General features: G+C 70.0%; 12 protein-coding genes and 2 tRNA genes. 6 read left to right on the forward strand and 8 right to left on the reverse strand.

The features are described 5' to 3' along the window. Nucleotides 1–11: 11 nt before the first annotated feature. The 3 genes from VMD91_01945 to VMD91_01955 all read right to left on the reverse strand — a co-directional run bounded on the left by VMD91_01945 (nucleotide 12) and on the right by VMD91_01955 (nucleotide 1548). Nucleotides 12–1391: a SpoIIE family protein phosphatase gene (locus tag VMD91_01945; GenBank protein ID HTW82813.1), complete on the reverse strand. Its 1380-nt coding sequence runs from the start codon at nucleotides 1389–1391 to the stop codon at nucleotides 12–14. After that, nucleotides 1392–1465, reverse strand: a tRNA-Cys gene (locus tag VMD91_01950). Nucleotides 1466–1474: 9 nt separating this feature from the next. Continuing rightward, a tRNA-Gly gene (locus tag VMD91_01955) sits at nucleotides 1475–1548 on the reverse strand. Between the two features lie 140 nt (nucleotides 1549–1688). On the opposite strand from VMD91_01955, the gene VMD91_01960 reads away from it, so the two are divergent. Both VMD91_01960 and VMD91_01965 read left to right on the forward strand, forming a co-directional pair. Next, the gene (locus VMD91_01960; GenBank protein HTW82814.1) at nucleotides 1689–3740 is read left to right on the forward strand and encodes a M13 family metallopeptidase; all 2052 of its coding nucleotides are present in this window, start codon (nucleotides 1689–1691) and stop codon (nucleotides 3738–3740) included. Continuing rightward, nucleotides 3737–4282 (forward strand): peptidylprolyl isomerase, encoded by a 546-nt coding sequence (locus VMD91_01965; protein HTW82815.1) that lies wholly within the window; start codon nucleotides 3737–3739, stop codon nucleotides 4280–4282. Before VMD91_01960 ends, VMD91_01965 begins: the two co-directional genes overlap by 4 nt. Here VMD91_01965 and VMD91_01970 read toward each other — a convergent pair. Further along, nucleotides 4272–4823: a MarR family transcriptional regulator gene (locus VMD91_01970; GenBank protein HTW82816.1), complete on the reverse strand. Its 552-nt coding sequence runs from the start codon at nucleotides 4821–4823 to the stop codon at nucleotides 4272–4274. The two genes, VMD91_01965 and VMD91_01970, sit on opposite strands and share 11 nt — an antisense overlap. 137 nt (nucleotides 4824–4960) lie before the next feature. On the opposite strand from VMD91_01970, the gene VMD91_01975 reads away from it, so the two are divergent. From VMD91_01975 to VMD91_01985, 3 genes are read left to right on the forward strand one after another with little or no spacing between them, the layout of a single operon-like run. After that, entirely contained in the window at nucleotides 4961–5428 is a 468-nt protein-coding gene (locus tag VMD91_01975; protein HTW82817.1) for a sigma-70 family RNA polymerase sigma factor, read from the forward strand. Continuing rightward, a complete protein-coding gene (locus VMD91_01980; GenBank protein HTW82818.1) occupies nucleotides 5425–8691 on the forward strand; it encodes an efflux RND transporter permease subunit in 3267 nt (1088 codons plus the stop codon). Before VMD91_01975 ends, VMD91_01980 begins: the two co-directional genes overlap by 4 nt. 25 nt (nucleotides 8692–8716) lie before the next feature. Further along, nucleotides 8717–9229, forward strand: coding sequence for a metallophosphoesterase family protein (locus VMD91_01985; protein ID HTW82819.1), 513 nt, complete (start codon nucleotides 8717–8719; stop codon nucleotides 9227–9229). Between the two features lie 5 nt (nucleotides 9230–9234). Here the strand turns inward: VMD91_01985 and VMD91_01990 are convergent, their stop codons facing one another. Next, the gene (locus VMD91_01990) at nucleotides 9235–11265 is read right to left on the reverse strand and encodes a right-handed parallel beta-helix repeat-containing protein (protein ID HTW82820.1); all 2031 of its coding nucleotides are present in this window, start codon (nucleotides 11263–11265) and stop codon (nucleotides 9235–9237) included. 145 nt (nucleotides 11266–11410) lie between these two features. Here VMD91_01990 and VMD91_01995 point away from each other — a divergent pair, with 145 nt between their 5' ends. Beyond that, entirely contained in the window at nucleotides 11411–12838 is a 1428-nt protein-coding gene (locus tag VMD91_01995) for an MFS transporter (GenBank protein ID HTW82821.1), read from the forward strand. Here the strand turns inward: VMD91_01995 and VMD91_02000 are convergent. The 3 genes from VMD91_02000 to VMD91_02010 are packed head-to-tail and all read right to left on the reverse strand — an operon-like array spanning nucleotide 12807 to nucleotide 17047. After that, nucleotides 12807–14090, reverse strand: a complete 1284-nt coding sequence (locus VMD91_02000) for an MFS transporter (protein ID HTW82822.1) — start codon at nucleotides 14088–14090, stop codon at nucleotides 12807–12809. The two genes, VMD91_01995 and VMD91_02000, sit on opposite strands and share 32 nt — an antisense overlap. A gap of 3 nt (nucleotides 14091–14093) precedes the next feature. Beyond that, nucleotides 14094–14954 carry a TauD/TfdA family dioxygenase gene (locus VMD91_02005; GenBank protein HTW82823.1) on the reverse strand — a complete coding sequence of 287 codons (861 nt, stop codon included), beginning with the start codon at nucleotides 14952–14954 and terminating at the stop codon, nucleotides 14094–14096. Beyond that, entirely contained in the window at nucleotides 14951–17047 is a 2097-nt protein-coding gene (locus VMD91_02010) for a HAMP domain-containing methyl-accepting chemotaxis protein (protein ID HTW82824.1), read from the reverse strand. Before VMD91_02010 ends, VMD91_02005 begins: the two co-directional genes overlap by 4 nt. Nucleotides 17048–17144 lie beyond the last annotated feature (97 nt).

Below are 17144 nucleotides of genomic sequence, written 5' to 3' on the forward strand. Positions count from 1 at the left end.
GCGCACCTTCGTCACTTCGGCGAAACGGCCCCACTCGGGAGCCCGATCGCGCTGAACGGCGTGGTCGCGTCCTCGTCGGCGGCGACGACCCGCAGCGCGGCGATCGCCAGATCGTCTTGGATCCCGCCGCTGAAGTCGTCGGCCGAGGCGACGAGCAGATCGCACAGCGCCTGCGGATCGGCCGGCCCGTCGCGCAGGATGGCGGCGATGCGCTCGTCGCCCAGCAACTCGCCGGCCGCGTCGCGCGCCTCGCTCAACCCGTCCGTCGCCAGCAGCACGACGTCGCCGATCTCCAGCCGCAAGGTGGCGGTGGTGAAGATCTCGTCGCGCCCCAAGCCGACGATCGGGCCGGTCGGCGCCAACGGCTCGACCGTGCTGCCCCGCCGCACGAAGGCCGTCCCGTGGCCGGCACTGGCGTAGCGCAGCGTCTGCGCGCGCGCGTCGAACGCGCCCAAGAACAGCACCACGAAGATGCCCGGGTCCTCGAACGTGTCGAGGAACAGCCGGTTGAAGCGGGTGACGACGTCGGCCGGATCGTCGGCTTCGGCGGCGATCGCGCGCACGGCGTACTGCGCGAAGGCGGCCTGCCGCGCCGAGGTGATCCCCTTGCCGCTCACGTCGCCGATCAAGATCCAGCCCGCGTCGGGCCCGGCATGCCAGACGTCGAGCAGGTCGCCGCCGACCAGCGCCTCGCGCGTCGCGGAGGCGTAGGCGGCGCCCAGCTGCGTGCGCGGCAAGCGCCGCCCGGGAACGCGCAGCGTGCGCTGCAGCGCGTCGACCAGCGTGCGCTCGCGATCCAAGCGCTCCTGGACCGACGAGCGGGCCAGCGCGTACCAGAGCGCGACGATCGCGAACAGCGTGACGATGCCGTCGCTGATGGCGACGGTCGAGTTGATGCGATGCCGCATCGTCTGCTGGACGCCGGTGACGGCGGTCGCCAGCGCCTGCTCGACCGCGGCGACGTCCTCGACCAGCCGATCGGTGAGGACCTTGCCTTGCGCCTGACGCCGATACGCGTCCCCCGCGCCGGGATCGCGGGTCAGCGGGATCGCGACCTCGTTCTCCCACGTCTCGTGCGCGGCGCGCAGATCCTCGATCTTGGGGACCGCGACGGTGATGCCGTCGCGGGACAGGCGCTGCTCGAGGTCGACCGCTTGCCGGTCGAACTCGCCGCTGGGTTGCCCTTCGGCGGAGAGGAACTGCGGGTCGCGCGTCGCGACGTAGCCGCGCAGTCCCGTCTCCTCGCCGAGCTGCATCTGCACCAGGCCGTCGAGGTCGGTGCGCGCGTTGCTCAGCCGCGTCTGGGCGTTGGCGGCGGCGTCGAGCTGCCGGATGCCGATCAGCGGACCGGCGATCGTGGTCGCGACGAAGACCGCGATCAGCAGAACGATTGGAGGCGACGCCCAGAATCGAACTGGGGGTGGAGCTTTTGCAGAGCTCTGCCTTACCACTTGGCTACGTCGCCCGGAGCGTTTGGAGCGGGTGGCGGGAATCGAACCCGCGCGTCGACCTTGGGAAGGTCACAGGCTACCATTACATCACACCCGCGCCGGACGAATCGCGCCCATTCAGCACATCCCAAAGCGACACCTCGTCGCCTTCGGCGTGCTCGTCCGAAAGTCTGGTCAGGAGGCCGCCGCCGCGAGCGGCGTGAAACGGGGGCGGTCCTAGTTCCTACGGAGTTGTGCGTGCATCCAATTCGACTCGCCGTGCGCGGCCTGGGAGCCGTCGCGCTGGTCGCGCTCCTCGCGACGACCGTACCCTTGCACTCGGCCGGCGCGGCCGACGCTCCCGCTCTCGACCTGAGCAACCTCGACCGCACCTGTGCCCCGTGCGACGACTTCTACAAGTTCGCGACCGGCGGCTGGAGCGCGCGGACGACCATTCCGGCCGGACATCCGAGCTGGGGCGGCTTCGACGAGCTCGTGCAGCACAACCGTGAAGCGTTGCACGCGATCCTCGAGGACGACGCCAAGGACGTCGCGGCGGCGCCGGGCAGCGACGCCCAGAAGCTAGGGACGTTCTACCGCGCGTGCATGGACGAGGACGCGATCGAGAAGGCCGGCACGACGCCGATCGATCCGCTGCTGGCGGCGGTCGCCGCCGTGCACGACCAGACCGCGCTGGTCGCCGAGCTGGGCCGGCTGCAAGTCGTCGGCGTCGGCGACGGGCTGGACTTCGGCTCGGAGCCGGACACCAAGGACTCCTCGAAGACGATCGCGTCGATCGGCCTGGGCGGCTTGGGCATGCCCGACCGCGACTACTACGTCAAAGACGACGCCAACACGCTCAAGATCAAGGCCGCCTATCGCGACTACGTCGCGCAGCAGCTGCACAACCTGGGCGAGGACCAGGCCGCCGCGAACGCCGACGCCGACGCCATCCTGGCGCTCGAGACGGCGCTGGCCGTGGGCACGCCGACGCGCGCCGACCTGCGCGACCCGAAGGCCACCTATCATCCGATGCCGACCAGCGAGCTGGCCACCATCGGGCCGCACGTGCCCTGGCACGTCTTCTTCACCGCCATGGACGCGCCGGCGTTCACCTCGCTCGACGTCAACGTCCCCGGCTACGTCACCGCCTACGACGCGCAGCTCGCCAAGACGCCGCTCTCGACGTGGAAGGCGTACCTGCGCTTCCACGTCGCCGACGCCTTCGCCAACACGCTGCCCAAGCGCTTCGCCGACGCCGCCTTCGGATTCCACAGCACCGTGCTGTACGGCGTCAAAGAGCAGCTGCCGCGTTGGCAGCGCTGCACCCGCGCCGCCGACGCGTCGCTGGGCACGCCGCTGGGCAAGGCCTACGTCGCGCGCGACTTCCCGCCCGCCGCCAAGGCACGCGCGGTGCAGATGGTCGACAACCTGCAGGCGGTGCTGCGCGACGACATCAGCACGCTGGCCTGGATGAGCCCGCCGACGCGCACGATCGCGATTCAGAAGCTCAACGCGTACACCAAGAAGATCGGCTATCCGGATCGCTGGGAAGACTATTCGACGCTGACGATCCCCGCCGGCACCGCGTACGGCACGATCGTCGCCGACGTGCGCGCCTGGGACCACCAGCGCGACATGGCGCGCATCGACAAGCCGACGGAGCGCTGGGAGTGGGGGATGACCCCGCCGACCGTCAACGCCTACTACGATCCCTCGAACAACGAGATCGTCTTCCCGGCCGGCATCCTGCAGCCGCCCTTCTTCAACGCGGATGCCGACGACGCGGTCAACTACGGCGCGATCGGCGCCGTGATCGGCCACGAGATGACGCACGGCTTCGACGACCAAGGGCGGCAGTTCGACCTGCACGGGAACCTGGCCGACTGGTGGACGCCGCAGGACGCCGCCGCGTTCGCCAAGCGCGCGCAGTGCATCGTCGACCAGTTCGACGCGCTCGAGCCGGTGCCGGGCGTGCACGAGAACGGCCGGCTCGTCCAGGGCGAAGCGATCGCGGATCTGGGCGGCACGACGATCGCCTTCCGCGCCTTCACCCACACGGCCGAGTACAAGGCCAACAAGCCGATCGACGGCTTCACGCCGGCGCAGCGCTTCTTCATCGCCTACGCGCAGGTGTGGCGCAGCATCCAGACCGAGCAGTACACCCGTCAGCTCGTGACCATCGACCCGCACCCGTTCGACAAGCTGCGCGTGATCGCGACGCTCTCGAACATGCCGGAGTTCCAAGCGGCGTTCCATTGCGCGGCTACCGCGCCGATGGTGCGCAAGGACCGGTGCCAGATCTGGTGATCCACGCAGTCTTGCTGGCGGCCGCGATGGCGGCCGTCAAGCCGGTCGACGTTGCGCTCGACACCAGCGACGGCACGATCGTCGTCCGGCTCGATCCCGCGCACGCCCCGCTGACCACGCAAAACTTCCTGCGCAACGCCGCGCGCGGGGCGTACGCGCACGGGAGCTTCTACCGGACGGTGAACAAGCGGACGGAGCCCGCCGCCTTCGAGGTCATCCAAGGCGGCGCGGGCCCCACCGGGGACCCGGGCGCGGCGCCGATCGCGCTCGAGCCGACCAGCAAGACCGGGCTGCACAACGTCGACGGCGCGATCGCGATGGCGCGCACCGCAGATCCGAACTCGGCGACCACCGAGTTCTTCATCGACGTGGGCGACGCGCGCTATCTCGACGCCGGCGGACCGCTAGGCCCCGGCTACGCGGTGTTCGGTCACGTGATCCGCGGGATGGACGTCGTGCGCAAGATCCACGACGCCCCCGCCAGCGGCGAGCAGCTCACCCCGCCCGTCCGCATCCTGCGCATCCGCGTCCTCAAGACGTAGCGGCGCGCCGCGAACGCGGCGCGGCATATTCCTCGCGCGCGCGGTCCGCGATCGGGCCGCGCTCCGCGAGCAGCCGCGTCGCGAGCGACTGCAGATCCTGTTTCTCCTGCTCGGAGAGCGGGCCGAACATCGTCGCCTCGGCGGCCGAGACACGGCCGATCGCGTTCAACGCCAGCCGCTTGCCCTTCGCGGTCAGGACGATGTCGTACGAGCGCCGGTCGTGCGGATCGCGCTCGCGCTTGACCGCGCCCGGCGCTTCGAGCTCGTCGACCAGCGCGACGACGGTCGTGCGATCGATCCCCAGCGCGGCGCCGATCGCGCTCTGGCGCTGGCGGCCGTCGACCAGCAGCATCCGTAACAGACGGTAGGCCCGCACGCTCAGGCCGAGCGGCGAGATCGCTCGTTCGACCAGCTGGTTGACCGAGAGGGCAAGCGTGGAGAGGACGAAGTCCGGACAGGCGATCAGCGCTCCCGAGTACCCCTCGGCGATGCAGCTCTCGATGCTCTCCTCGTCTCTCGCCTCCGCGCGCCGTTGCGCCATCGTCAGGCCGTTCCCCGTCTGCAAGAAAATTCCCCAGTCGCTTGCAACCCACCCCTGACCATCAGAGTTTCTGACCGTCAGGAATGCTGACAATACGACGGACTGATGACGGCGCGCCCCCGGCGACGCTGGACTTTTTGACCGACCCCGGCCTGCGCGCGTCGGCGATGCGCCGTGCATTACGGGTGGTGCGCGTTCGCGCCGATGCGGAGGACGTCGTCCAAGAGGCGGCCGCGCGCGCGCTGCGCTTCCGCGGCCACCTGCGGCCGGGCGCGCCGGGCGAACCGTGGTTCTTGCAGATCGTCTCGCGCCTCGCGCTCGACACGGTTTTGCGCCGGGCACGCTTTCCGTCGTTGCCGCCGCCGCTGCCCGCGGCCTCGGCCGTCGCCTCGGTCGTCGATCGGGAGCGCACGCACGCCGTCCGCAACGCCATCGACGCGCTCCCGCCGTTCCAGCGCCGCGCCGTCGTCCTGCACGACGTCGACGGCTTGACGACCCGCGAGATCGCGGCGCTGGACGGCGTCCCGCACAGCACGGTCCGCACGCGCCTGCGGCGCGGCCGGCTCACTTTGCGCACCGCACTGGCCGACGAGGTCGCACCGTGATTCGCTTCTTCCTCCACCGCCCGATCTTCGCGGCGGTCTGCTCGCTCGTCATCCTCACGGCCGGGGTCGTCGCGATCCCGACGCTGCCGATCTCCGAATACCCGAAGATCGCGCCGCCCGTCGTCACGGTCACCGCGCAAGACCTCGGTGCCGACGCCGAAGACGTCGAAGCCGCCGTCACGACGCCGCTCGAGGAAGCGATCAACGGCGTCCCGGGGCTGCGCTACATCTCCTCGTCCAGCAACTCCGACGGCTCGGTGACCATCACCGCGACCTTCGAGCTGGGCAAGAACCTCGACGTCGCGCAAGCCGACGTGCAGAACGCCGTCCTGGGCGCGAGCGGCGCGTTGCCGGCCGAGGTCCAGCGCACCGGCGTCATCGTCAAGAAGAGCAGCGCCGCGTACATCCTGGGGATCGGGATGGTCTCGGACAACCCGCAGTACGGCTACGCCTGGCTGAGCAACTTCACCGATGTCCACGTCGTCGACGCGATCAAGCGCGTGCAGGGTGTGGGCGACGTGCAGGTCTTCGGCGAGCGCACCTACGCGATGCGCCTATGGCTCGATCCGCGCAAGCTGGCGCAGAACGACTTGACCGCGACCGACGTCGTCAACGCGCTGACGGACCAAAACGTGCAGGTCGACGCGGGCGCGATCGGCGCCGCGCCGAGTCGCCCCGATCAGCCCGATCAGATCGGCTTGAGCGCCAGTGGACGGCTGGCCGACCCGGCCGAGTTCGCCGCCATCGTGCTGCGCTCGAACCCCGACGGCGGCGCGGTCCGCGTGCGCGACGTCGGCCGGGTCGAGCTCGGGGCCGCCGACTACTCGTCGTCGACGCACTGGAGCGGCACCACGGCGATCGGGATGGGCGTCACCCAGCTCCCCGACGCGAACGCGCTCGAGACGGCCAAGGCCGTGCGCGCGCAGCTGGCCGAGCTCTCGAAGAGCTTCCCGCCGGGCGTGCACTACGTGATTCCGTTCGACCCGACCCTGTTCGTCAAGGAGTCGATCAGGGAGGTCACGCTGACGCTGTTCATCGCGATCCTGTTGGTCGTGCTCGTCATCTGGCTGTTCTTGCAGAACTGGCGGATGACGCTCATCCCGCTGGCGACGATCCCGATCTCGCTGATCGGCACCTTCGCGCTGATGAAGCTGCTCGGCTTTTCGATCAACACGCTCACGCTGTTCGGGCTGACCCTCGCGACGGGACTGGTCGTCGACGACGCCATCGTCGTGATCGAGAACATCACCCGCTTCGTGCAAGAGAACCGCATGGGCGCCTACGAGGGCGCCGCCGCGGCGATGCGCGAGATCACCGGCGCGGTCATCGCGACCTCGCTGGTGCTGCTGGCGGTGTTCGTCCCGGTCGCGTTCTTCCCGGGCTCGACCGGCCTGCTCTACAAGCAGTTCGCGCTCACCATCGCCTGCTCGATCACGATCTCGCTGTTCGTCGCGCTGACGCTGACGCCGACGCTCTCGGCGCTCCTGCTCTCGCGGCCGGTCGGACCGCCGCCGCGGTTCCTGCGGCCGGTCAACGACGCGATCGAAGCGGTGCGGCGCTTCTACCGCGCCGCGCTGGCGAACATCGTGCGCTGGCGGTTCGCCGTGCTGGCGGCCTTCGCCGTGCTGCTGGTCGTCACCGGGATCACCTTCCGCACCACGCCGACCGGCTTCATCCCCGACGAAGACCAAGGTTATCTGGTCGTCATGCTGCAGACGCCCGAAGGCACCTCGCTGGTCGGCGACGAGCGCTTCGCCAACCGCATCGCACGGCTGATCGAGGCCAGCGCTCCCGAAGTCGCGGGCACGTTCCAGATCGACGGCTTCAACTTCTTCGGGCCGGCGCCGAACCACTCGCTGATCTTCTTGCCGCTGCGCCCGTGGAGCGAGCGGGTCGGCCCGCAGCACACCTACTCCGCCATCGTCGCGCGCTTGCAGCCGCTGCTGTTCGAGGTTCCCGGCGGGACCGCGTACGTCTTCAACCCGCCGGCCATCCAAGGCATCGGCAACTTCGGCGGCTTCCAGTTCGAGGTGCTCGACACGGCGAACATCCCGCTGCCGCAGCTGACCGCGGCGACCTATGCCGGCCTGCTGCCGGCCGCGAACGCCGACCCGGCCCTCTCCTCGGTGTTCACCACCTTCCGCACCGACGCGCCGCAGCTGCACCTGCAGGTCGACCGCAACAAGATCCAAGCGCTGCAGATCCCGATCTCCGACGTGTTCGGGACGCTGGGCGCCTACTTCGGATCGGAGTACGTCAACGATTTCGACTACAACGACCGCGCCTACCGCGTCTACGTCGAGGCCGACGCGCCGTTCCGCTCGCGGCCGGCCGACCTCTCGCGCGCGTACGTCCACGCGCCCAACGGCGCGATGGTGCCGCTCAGCTCGCTGGTGACGGTGCAGCCGCGCCAGGTGCCGCCGTCGATCACGCACTACGACCTGTTCCGCTCGATCGAGATCGACGGTCAGCCCAAGCCCGGCGTCGGGTCCGGCGACGCGATCGCGGCGATGGAGCGGGAGGCGCGCGCGCACTTGCCGGCCGGCGTCTCGTTCGCGTGGACCGGGCTCTCGCTCGACCAGATCGAGGGCGGCAGCGCGGCGGCGCTGATCTTCGGCCTGGGCATCTTCATGGTCTTCCTGGTGCTAGCCGCGCAGTACGAGAGCTTCCTCGATCCGCTGGTCATCCTGCTGGCGGTGCCGCTGGCGATCCTGGGCGCGCTGTGGGCCGTGCAGCTGCGGCATCTGCCCAGCGACGTCTTCGTGCAGATCGGGTTCGTCATGCTGATCGGGCTGGCCAGCAAGAACGCGATCCTGATCGTCGAGTTCGCCAACCAGCTGCGCGCCACCGGACTCGAGGCGGCCGCGGCCGTGCAGCGCGCGGCGCGCACGCGACTGCGGCCGATCCTGATGACCTCGCTGGCGTTCGTGTTCGGGATCTTCCCGCTCGTGATCGCGACCGGCGCCGGCAGCAACAGCCGCAACTCGCTCGGGACGGCGCTGTTCGGCGGGATGGTGCTCTCGACGGTGCTCAACCTGGTCGTCGTGCCGGTGCTCTACATCGTGGTCGAACGGCTGCGCGAACGGGTCCACCGGTCGGCCGTCGTCCACGACACGGTGCCGACCTATGCCGACGACACGCTGCGCGCCGCCTCGCTCGCCGTCGCGGCCGACGGCACGCTCGTCGCCGTCACCGACGGCACCGCCGGCGACCGGCGCGCGGTCCGCATCGCCACCCTCGGCGAGCATCCGCGAGGAGAGTGACGCCCGCCACGGGTACGTGCGTGAGGTGACCCGCGTCGGCGTCGTCAGCGACACGCACTTCCCGCGCTTCGGGCGCGCTCTGCCGCGCGCGCTCGTGCGCGGGTTGCAGCGCGCCCAGGTCGGCCGGATCCTGCACTGCGGCGACCTCACCGATCTGCTGGCCGTCCCGCTGTTCGAAGCGATCGCCCCGTTCGACGCGGTCGCCGGCAACAACGACGGCGACGCGATCCGCGAACGCTTCGGGCGCCGAAAGGTGGTGGCGATCGAAGGCGTGCGGGTCGGCATCGTGCACGGCGACGGCAAGCGCGGCACGACGTACGCGCGTGCCCGTGCCGCGTTCGACGACGACGAGGTCGAGGTCATCCTGTTCGGCCACAGCCATCGCCCGGTCGTCAAGCGCGACGGGCGGATCCTCGTCGCCAACCCGGGTTCGCCGACCGACAAGCGGCTCAACCCGCTCTACTCGTACGCGATCCTCACCGTCGACGGGCACACGGCGCGGGTCGATCTGAAGTTCTACGCCTCGCGCGCGGTGTGACGACGCTACATCGGTAGCGTGGTGACGTTGCCGGTGACGGTGTCGGACGTGCTCGCCGGGTCGACGTCGACCGGCACGCCCGCGTTGGGGAGCAGCATCGTCGTGAGGCGATCCAAGCCGATCACGTTCCCGACCACGCTGATCGAGCTCGTTCCGGCCGCCAACGTCACGCCGTTGCCGGCGTTCCCGCTGATGACGTTTCGCACGGGCTGGCTCGGATCGGTGGCGACGCCGCCGATGAGATCGCTCGTCGCGGTGCCCCCGACGTAGATGCCGCCCAGCTTGTTACCTTGATACGAGAGCGTCGCCAGGACGGCTTCGCCGACGACGTTCGTTCCGATGAAGCTGTTGATGATCTGATTGTCGTAGGCCTGGCCGACGATCGCGATGCCGTAGCCGCCGTTGCCGGAGATCACGTTCTGCGGGATGACCGAGAGCGTGTAACCGCCGACGACGTTCGCGTGCGCGGTGCCGCCGATCAGAATCCCGTCGTTGCCGTTGGGCAGCGCCGCCATACCGACGGTGTTGGCGCCGACGATGTCGGGCTCGATCGTCACCCCCGAGGCGTTGCCGGCCAGCTCGATCCCGTTGTTGAGGTTGCCCGACACGACGTTCGTTTGGAGGGTCTGGTTGCCGCCGGTCGCGGAGACGAGAATGCCGTCGTTGGCGTTCGGAACCGGTCCGCCGAAGGCTGCCAGCCCGGCGAACGTGTTGAACGAGGTGAACCCCGACGTCGCGCCGGCGACCTCGATGCCGTTGGTGCCGTTTCCCGCCGCGACGTTGCCCAGCGGGATCACGCCGCCGACCAAGACGTTGCTCGAGGTTCCGTCGACGAGAATCCCGTCGCCGGCGTTGCGCAGAGCGGCCGCGTTGTTCGCGCCGATGCCGAAGAAATTCCCTTGCACGGTGGTGTTGGCGGCGTTGGTCACGTGCAGCCCGTTGGCGCCGTTGCCGTCGACGACGTTGTAGTACACGAACGGGTTGTTGACGAATTGACAGCCGATCATTGAGTTGGCGGACGCGCCGTTGATCTGCACGCCGTCGGCGCCGTTTCCGAGCGCTCCGTCGCCGCTGGCCGTCGTGCCGACGAAGTTGCCGTTGAGCATGTTGGCCTGCGAGCTCGTATCGATCAGGATCCCGTCCTGCGCGTTGCCGGAGACGAGATTGCCCTGCGGCGGGACGACGAACACCGGCGTCGCGGTTCCTTTGTCGCCGGTGGGATCGTTCGCGTGTCCGCTCGCGGCGTCGACGAAGGCGGTGCCGCCGATCTCGTTGTTGCTCGAACCCGCTGTTATCCAGATGCCGTTCGCACCGTTGCCGATCGCGACGGTGCCGGCGGCGTCGGTGCCGATGCGGTTGGCGGCGATGGTGTTCCCGGAGGCGTGATGCAAGCTCACGCCGTTGCCGGCGTTGCCCGAGATGACGTTCGCGACGACGCCGGCGACCGAGGACGCGTTGGAGCCGATCGCGTCGTTCGACGAGGTCGCGGCAACGTACACGCCGTCGCCGGCGTTGCCGAACGCCGCTCCGGCCAGGTTCAACCCGATATAGTCGTGGTTCAGCGCGATCGAGCCCGCCTCGAGCGTCACGCCGTTGCCGCTCGCATCGTCGACGGCTAGGCCCAGCAGCCGCGAGCCGGCCGAGCCGGCGGCGAACACCAGGCCGCCGTTCCGGTTGGCGTCGAGCTCGACCACCGGAGCGCCGCCGGCATAGGTGGGCGCGGTCGTTCCGTCGATGATCACCTTCGCGCTGATCGGCGGCAGGCCGGAGGCGAGCGTGATCGTGCCGTTCACCGCGAAGGTGATGGATGCGGACGTCCCGGCGGGGAGCGTGTTCGCCGACTGGATGGCGGCCCGCAGCGAGCCCGGGCCGGAATCGCTCAGGGTCGTGACGGTGGTCGAGACGACGCCCGTCGGGCCGGGAGCGCTCGGCACCGGTCGCGCGCCCGGCGGCGCCGTGGTGCTGCCGCAGCCCCAGGCTGCGATGAGGGCGACCGCAGCGAGCGACGCTCGCAGGGCAATCAGCGGAAATCGCATCGCGAAACACCTCCTCGCGCGCGCTCGTCCCGGGGCGCGTTTCGGCGGTGTCGAGCCGCCGCTCCTGCCCTGCAGCGCGGGCGGCCCCGTCCTGCGACCTCGGTCGCAAGCCGAACCTCGACCCCGCCGAAGCGGTTGTACGAAGGTGGATTCGACACGACGGGCTTCGATCGTCGCGTTGGTGGTCTCGTGTGCGCTGTTCATGGAGCTGCTCGACGGGACCGTCATCGCGACGGCGTTGCCGCAGATGGCACGCTCGTTCGGCGTGAGCGCGGTGGACGTCGGCGTGGGCATCTCGGCGTATCTGGTCACGCTGGCGGTCTGCATCCCGGTCAGCGGCTGGGCCGCCGACCGGTTCGGCGGCCGGCGCGTCTTCCTGACCGCGATCGTCGTCTTCACGCTGGCCTCGGCGCTGTGCGGCCTCGCACACAGCTTGCCGCAGTTCGTGCTGGCGCGCATCTTGCAAGGCGTCGGCGGCGCGATGATGGTGCCGGTCGGCCGGCTCGTCGTCCTGCGCACCACCGCCAAGCACGAGCTGGTGCGGGCGACCGCGCTGATCACGACGCCGGGCCTGGTCGCGACCGTGCTCGGTCCGCCGGTCGGCGGCGTGATCACGACCTACGCGTCGTGGCGCTGGATCTTCTACTTGAACGTCCCGATCGGCATCCTGGGCATCCTGCTCACGCTGCTCTATCTGCCGCAGGACGACGACGCGGAGTCGCGGCCGTTCGACACCAGCGGGTTCGTGCTCTCCGGTGTCGCGCTGGCCGTGCTGATGCTCGGGCTCGACGACGTCGGCAGCGGCGAGCATCTGGCGTGGGCGGCGCCGCTGATCGCGCTCGGGGTCGCACTCGCGGTCGTGGCGATTCGGCACGCCCGCCGCGCGGCGCACCCGCTGCTCGACTACCAGCTGCTGCGCGTCCCGACGTTTGCGGCCTCGGTGTGGGGCGGCACCTGCATTCGCCTCATCGTAGGAACGACGCCGTTCTTATGGGGGCTGCTGTTCCAGGTCGGCTTCGGGCGCACGCCGTTCGTCTCGGGGCTGCTGGTGCTGGCCTGCGCGGTCGGCGACGTCGGGACGAAAGCGTTCACCACCCGCGCGGTGCGTACGCTCGGCTTTCGCACGCTGCTGGTCGGCGCGTCGCTGCTGCTCGCGCTCGGCATCCTCGCCTGCGCGCTGTTCGCGCCGACCACGCCGACGCTGGTCATCCTCGTGGTGCTGTTCTACATCGGCGTCGTGCGCTCGTTCGCGTTCACCGGCATCAACACGCTGGCCTACGCCGACATCCCGCCGGCCCAGATGAGCGCGGCGACGTCGTTCGCCAGCACCCTCCAGCAGCTCTCGTTCGGCATCGCGATCGCGCTGGCCGCCATCGTCCTGCACGTGGCCGCGCTCGCGCACCGCGGGAGCACGGCGGAGTACACGGTCGGCGACTTCCGCGTCGCGTTCGTCGTCGTGGCGGCGATCGGCGTCCTGGCGGCGCTGAACTTCTCCAAGCTGCATCCGGACGCCGGGCATACGGTCAGCGGACGCCGCCGCTTCACCGCGCGCGAGGCGCCGACGCCGGCATGACGAACGGTTCGCCCGCGCGGATCGCGAACGCGACGGCCGCACCGATCGGCAACAACAGCACCGAGGCCGCGAACGGCAGCGTCCAGCTGTGCGTTACGTCGATGACCGCGCCGAAGACGACCGGCGAGAGGATGCCCGCGATGCCGAAGCCGAGGTTCATCATCCCGCTGGCCGTCCCGGCATAGTCGGGTGCGATGCTCATCGCCGCGGACCAGATCGGAGCGACCACCAGCTCGGCACAGAAGAACGCGCAGCCCAGCGCGACCGTGACGGCCGTGAAGTCGTGCACGAACACGACGGGCACGAGAAAGACCGCCGCGCCGAGCAACCCGCCGACGATGACGTCGCGGCGCGCGCGCGTCACGTTCCCCGTGCGCACCAAGAGCAGGTCGCTCAGCGTCCCGCCGGCGACGTCGCCCAGCACCCCCGCCAACAGCACCGCGGACGCGAAGAGCGCCGCGTGCTGCACGTCGAGGTGGAAGTGCTTGAAAAAGAACGACGGCAGCCAGCTCAGGAAGACCCACAGCGTCCAGCCGTAGCAGAAGTCGACGACGGTCGCAGGCAGAATGCGGCGCGCGAGGCGCAGCCACGGCAGCTTCGGCCGTGCTTCACCCGACGCCGTCACGTTCGCATCCCGGCCCGGCCGCCGGAAGAACACGACCGCCAGGAGGGTCCAACTCAGGCTCAGGAGCGCGAAGCCGACGAACGTGAGCCGCCAGGAGACGAACAGGATCGCGAACGCCACCAGCGGCGGGGTCAGCGCGTTGGCGATGCGCGCGCACGCGTGCGTCGCGCCCTGCGCGAATCCCCACTGCTCGCGCGGCAGGTTCTCCGCCAGCGCTCGCGCCGCGGTCGGGAACACGGCACCCTCCCCGAAGCCCAGGCCGAAGCGTGCCAGCGCGAGAGCGGCCCCGGAGGTCACCAGGCCCGTCATCGCGGTCGCGAGCGAGACGATCGTGCCGGCGAAACCGAAGGTGCGGCGCACGCCGAACCGGTCGCCGAACCACCCGCCGAAGACCTGGAACAGCGCGTACGGATACGCGAAGGCCGAGAAGGCCAGCCCCAGCACGACGTTGCTGAGCTTGAGGTCGTGCTGGATTAGCGGGGCCGCGGCGGCGATGTTGACCCGGTCGACGTAGAAGACCAGGTACATCGCGCACAGCACCAGCAGCACGCGATTGCCGCGCAGCGCGCCCTGCAGCGCACGCGCCGGCGCGAGCGGAACGGCCGCGTGCGATGCGAGCAGCCGCATCGCTCAGGCCGCCGGACGCGTCGTGCCGCTGATCTGCGTGCGACGCAGCAGCCGGCGCGCGTTCGCGTCGAACGGCTCGCGGCGGTGCATCGTACAGCGGTTGTCCCACAGCACGACGTCGCCGACGCGCCAGCGGTGGCGCCAGGCGTGCGCGGTCGCGTTCGCCCAGAGCGCATCGAGCAGCGCCTCGGACTCGTCGACCGAGAGGTCGTCGATGTAGGCGTTCCGCCGTCGTCCGAGATACAGCACCGGCCGACCGGTCTCCGGATGCGTGCAGATGACCGGGTGGCTCGCTCCCGGGGAACGCCGCGGATCGTCGGTCGCCGCCACGCCCAACCGCACGTCGCCGGCGCTGGTGTACGTGCCGTCGTGCTTGATGGTGCGCCCGCGCACCAGTTCGCGCAGCGCGGGCGAGAGCTCGTCGTATGCCGCGTACATCGAGCAGAACGAGGTGTCGCCGCCGGCCGGCGGGACCTCGAGCGCGTACAGGATGCTCGCCTTCGGGGGCATCGGCAGGTACGACATGTCCGTATGCCAGGCCGCTTCGCCGGCGCCCAGGCTGCCGATCGGCTTCCCGTCGTCACCCAGGATGTTCGAGACGACGTAGATCTCGGGGTAGCCGTCGACGAAACGCCGCCCGGTTTCGAGCACCGGCGCCTCGTCGAGCGAGCCCAGCCGCCGGCTGAACGCCGCGAACTCCGCGTCGCTGAGGTGCTGATCGCGAACGAGCAGCACTTGATGCCGCAGCCACGCGTCGTGGATCACCGCGAACGACGCGTCGTCGAGCCGAGCCAGATCGACGCCGCGCACCTGCGCGCCCAGCGCCGCGCCGGTGGGCTCGATCGCCAGCACCGCGGTGCTCACAGCGAGGCCGCCAGCGAGAGCTTGGCGAGGGCCGAGACCGGACGCCGTTCGACGACCGGCAACGGTGCCGGCGGCTCGGCCGGAGCGGAGCCGACCGTGAACTGCGCGAGCAGCGCGTCGAGCCGCTCGGCCTGGTCGCGGAGCGCGCGCGCCGTCGCGTCGATCTCCTGGATGCCCGCCGCGAGTTCGTTGGTCGCGTTCGCCGCCTGGCGCGCGGCCGCGGCGTTCTCTTCCGCCGTCACCGCGACCGGGACCATCGCCTCGGTGATCTCCTTGGTCGAGGACTTCATCTGGCTCGCCGCCGCCGCGCTCTCCTCGACCGCGAGCGACGTATCGCTGATGTTCTCGGCCGCCACGCTCGACGCCGAGCGCATCTCCATGGCCTTCCCGGCCAGATCGCCGGCGACGTCGTTCGCCGCCGCGATCGCGGCGCCGAGCGAGAGCAACGCCGATTCGGCGCGGTCGGCGACGTCGAGCCCGCGCCCCATCGACTCGCCCGAGGTCTCCATCGCGCTCGACGCGGCGACCGTCTCGCGCCGGATCGCGCCGAGGATGTCGCTGATCTCCTTGGTCGCACGCGAGCTGCGCTCGGCCAGCTTGCGCACCTCGTCGGCGACGACTGCGAAGCCGCGGCCTTGCTCCCCGGCACGGGCCGCTTCGATCGCCGCGTTGAGCGCGAGCAAGTTGGTCTGGTCCGCGATCTCCTCGATCGTCCGCACGATCGTCTCGACTTCCAGCGAACGTTCTTCGAGCGCGGCGATCGCGCTCGCGGCGCGTCCGGAGACGTCGCGCAAGTGGTGCATCGCCGTCCGCGTTTCGCCGACCGAGTCGCTGCCCGTGCGCGCCTCGCCCGCCGCCTCGCGAGTCGAGGACTCCAGCGCGACGCCATGGTTGCTGAGCGCTTCGATGCCGGCGTCGAGCACGGTGATGGATCCCGCGATGCGCTGGATTGAGGCAGCCTGGTCGCCGGCGCCAGCGGCGACGCCTTCGGCCGCGCGCGAGATCTGCTCGACGGCCGAGGTCGCCCGCGCGATGCGTTCGGCCTGGTCCTTCGCGCCGGTCGCGACGTTGTCGACGGCGTGTGCGATCTGCTCGACCGCCATCGCCGCCTGGTTCGCCGAGCTCGACGCCTGATCGCTCGCGAGCGCGAGGTTCTTCGAGGCGAGGCTCACCCCGCCGATCAGCGTGCTCAGACGGCCCAGACCCGTGCCGAGCTCCGCCTCGATCGACGAGAGACCGTCCGCGAGGTCGTTGTAGCTGCGCACCAGGTCGCCGATCTCGTCGTCGCCGGCGCGATCGAGATGCGCGGCGCTCATCGCGAACACCGAGCGGAAATCGCCGCCCGCCATCCGTGAGAGCGCGTTCGCGAGGGCGCGGAAATCGCTGGCGACCATCTGCCGCAGCGCCGCCGAGACGTTCCCCAGCCGACGTGTGACGCGGCGCACCAACGCGGTCGTGACCGCGACCGTGATTCCGATCGTGACCAGTCCGACCGCGATCATCAGCAGCGTCAGCGTGCGGATGAGCGTCTCGAACGACGTGGCGGCCTGCTGGCGCGCCGCATCGGCGTCGGCGATCAAGTTCGTCACGCGCTTGTCCAGATCGTTGCCGGTGGCGACGTTGGCCTTCACCGAGTAGAACGGCGCTTTCGCCGCGCCGGTCTTCACGCCGTGATACGAGTCGAGCACGGCCTGCGCGTTCTGCTTGACCATGCGCATCAAGTTGTTGCTGCGCCAGTCCATGGTATGGACTTCCTGGTCGATGATCCGCACGTGCTCGGCCCCGCCGGGCACGACGGCGGCGTGATCGGCGAGGTATTGCAAATCACGGTACGCGGCCCGCATCGCCTTGTGCTGGACGGCGATGTGCGCCGGCTTGACGATCAGGACATAGCCGCGCACGCCGTACCGCGAGAGCACGACGTTGTACTCGACGTCGCGGACGGTCGTGTAGAAGCGCGACGTCTCCATGATCTGCTGCTCGGAGGCACGCAGGCTCGCGAAACCCGCGATGACCGCGCACGAGACAATCGCCAGAGCGACGATCGGGATCGCGGCGCTGGCCGCGATCTGGAATCCAAGACGAATTTTCATCGGGGCACACCCACAGGCCGTCCGAGGCGAGTCCACTGTGCCTCGGTTACCTAGGGTGTCGTCCGGATGATTCGTAAAGTTTAGGTCATCCCCACGA

Source organism: Candidatus Sulfotelmatobacter sp. (assembly GCA_035504415.1).
Taxonomy (GTDB): Bacteria; Vulcanimicrobiota; Vulcanimicrobiia; order Vulcanimicrobiales; family Vulcanimicrobiaceae; genus Vulcanimicrobium.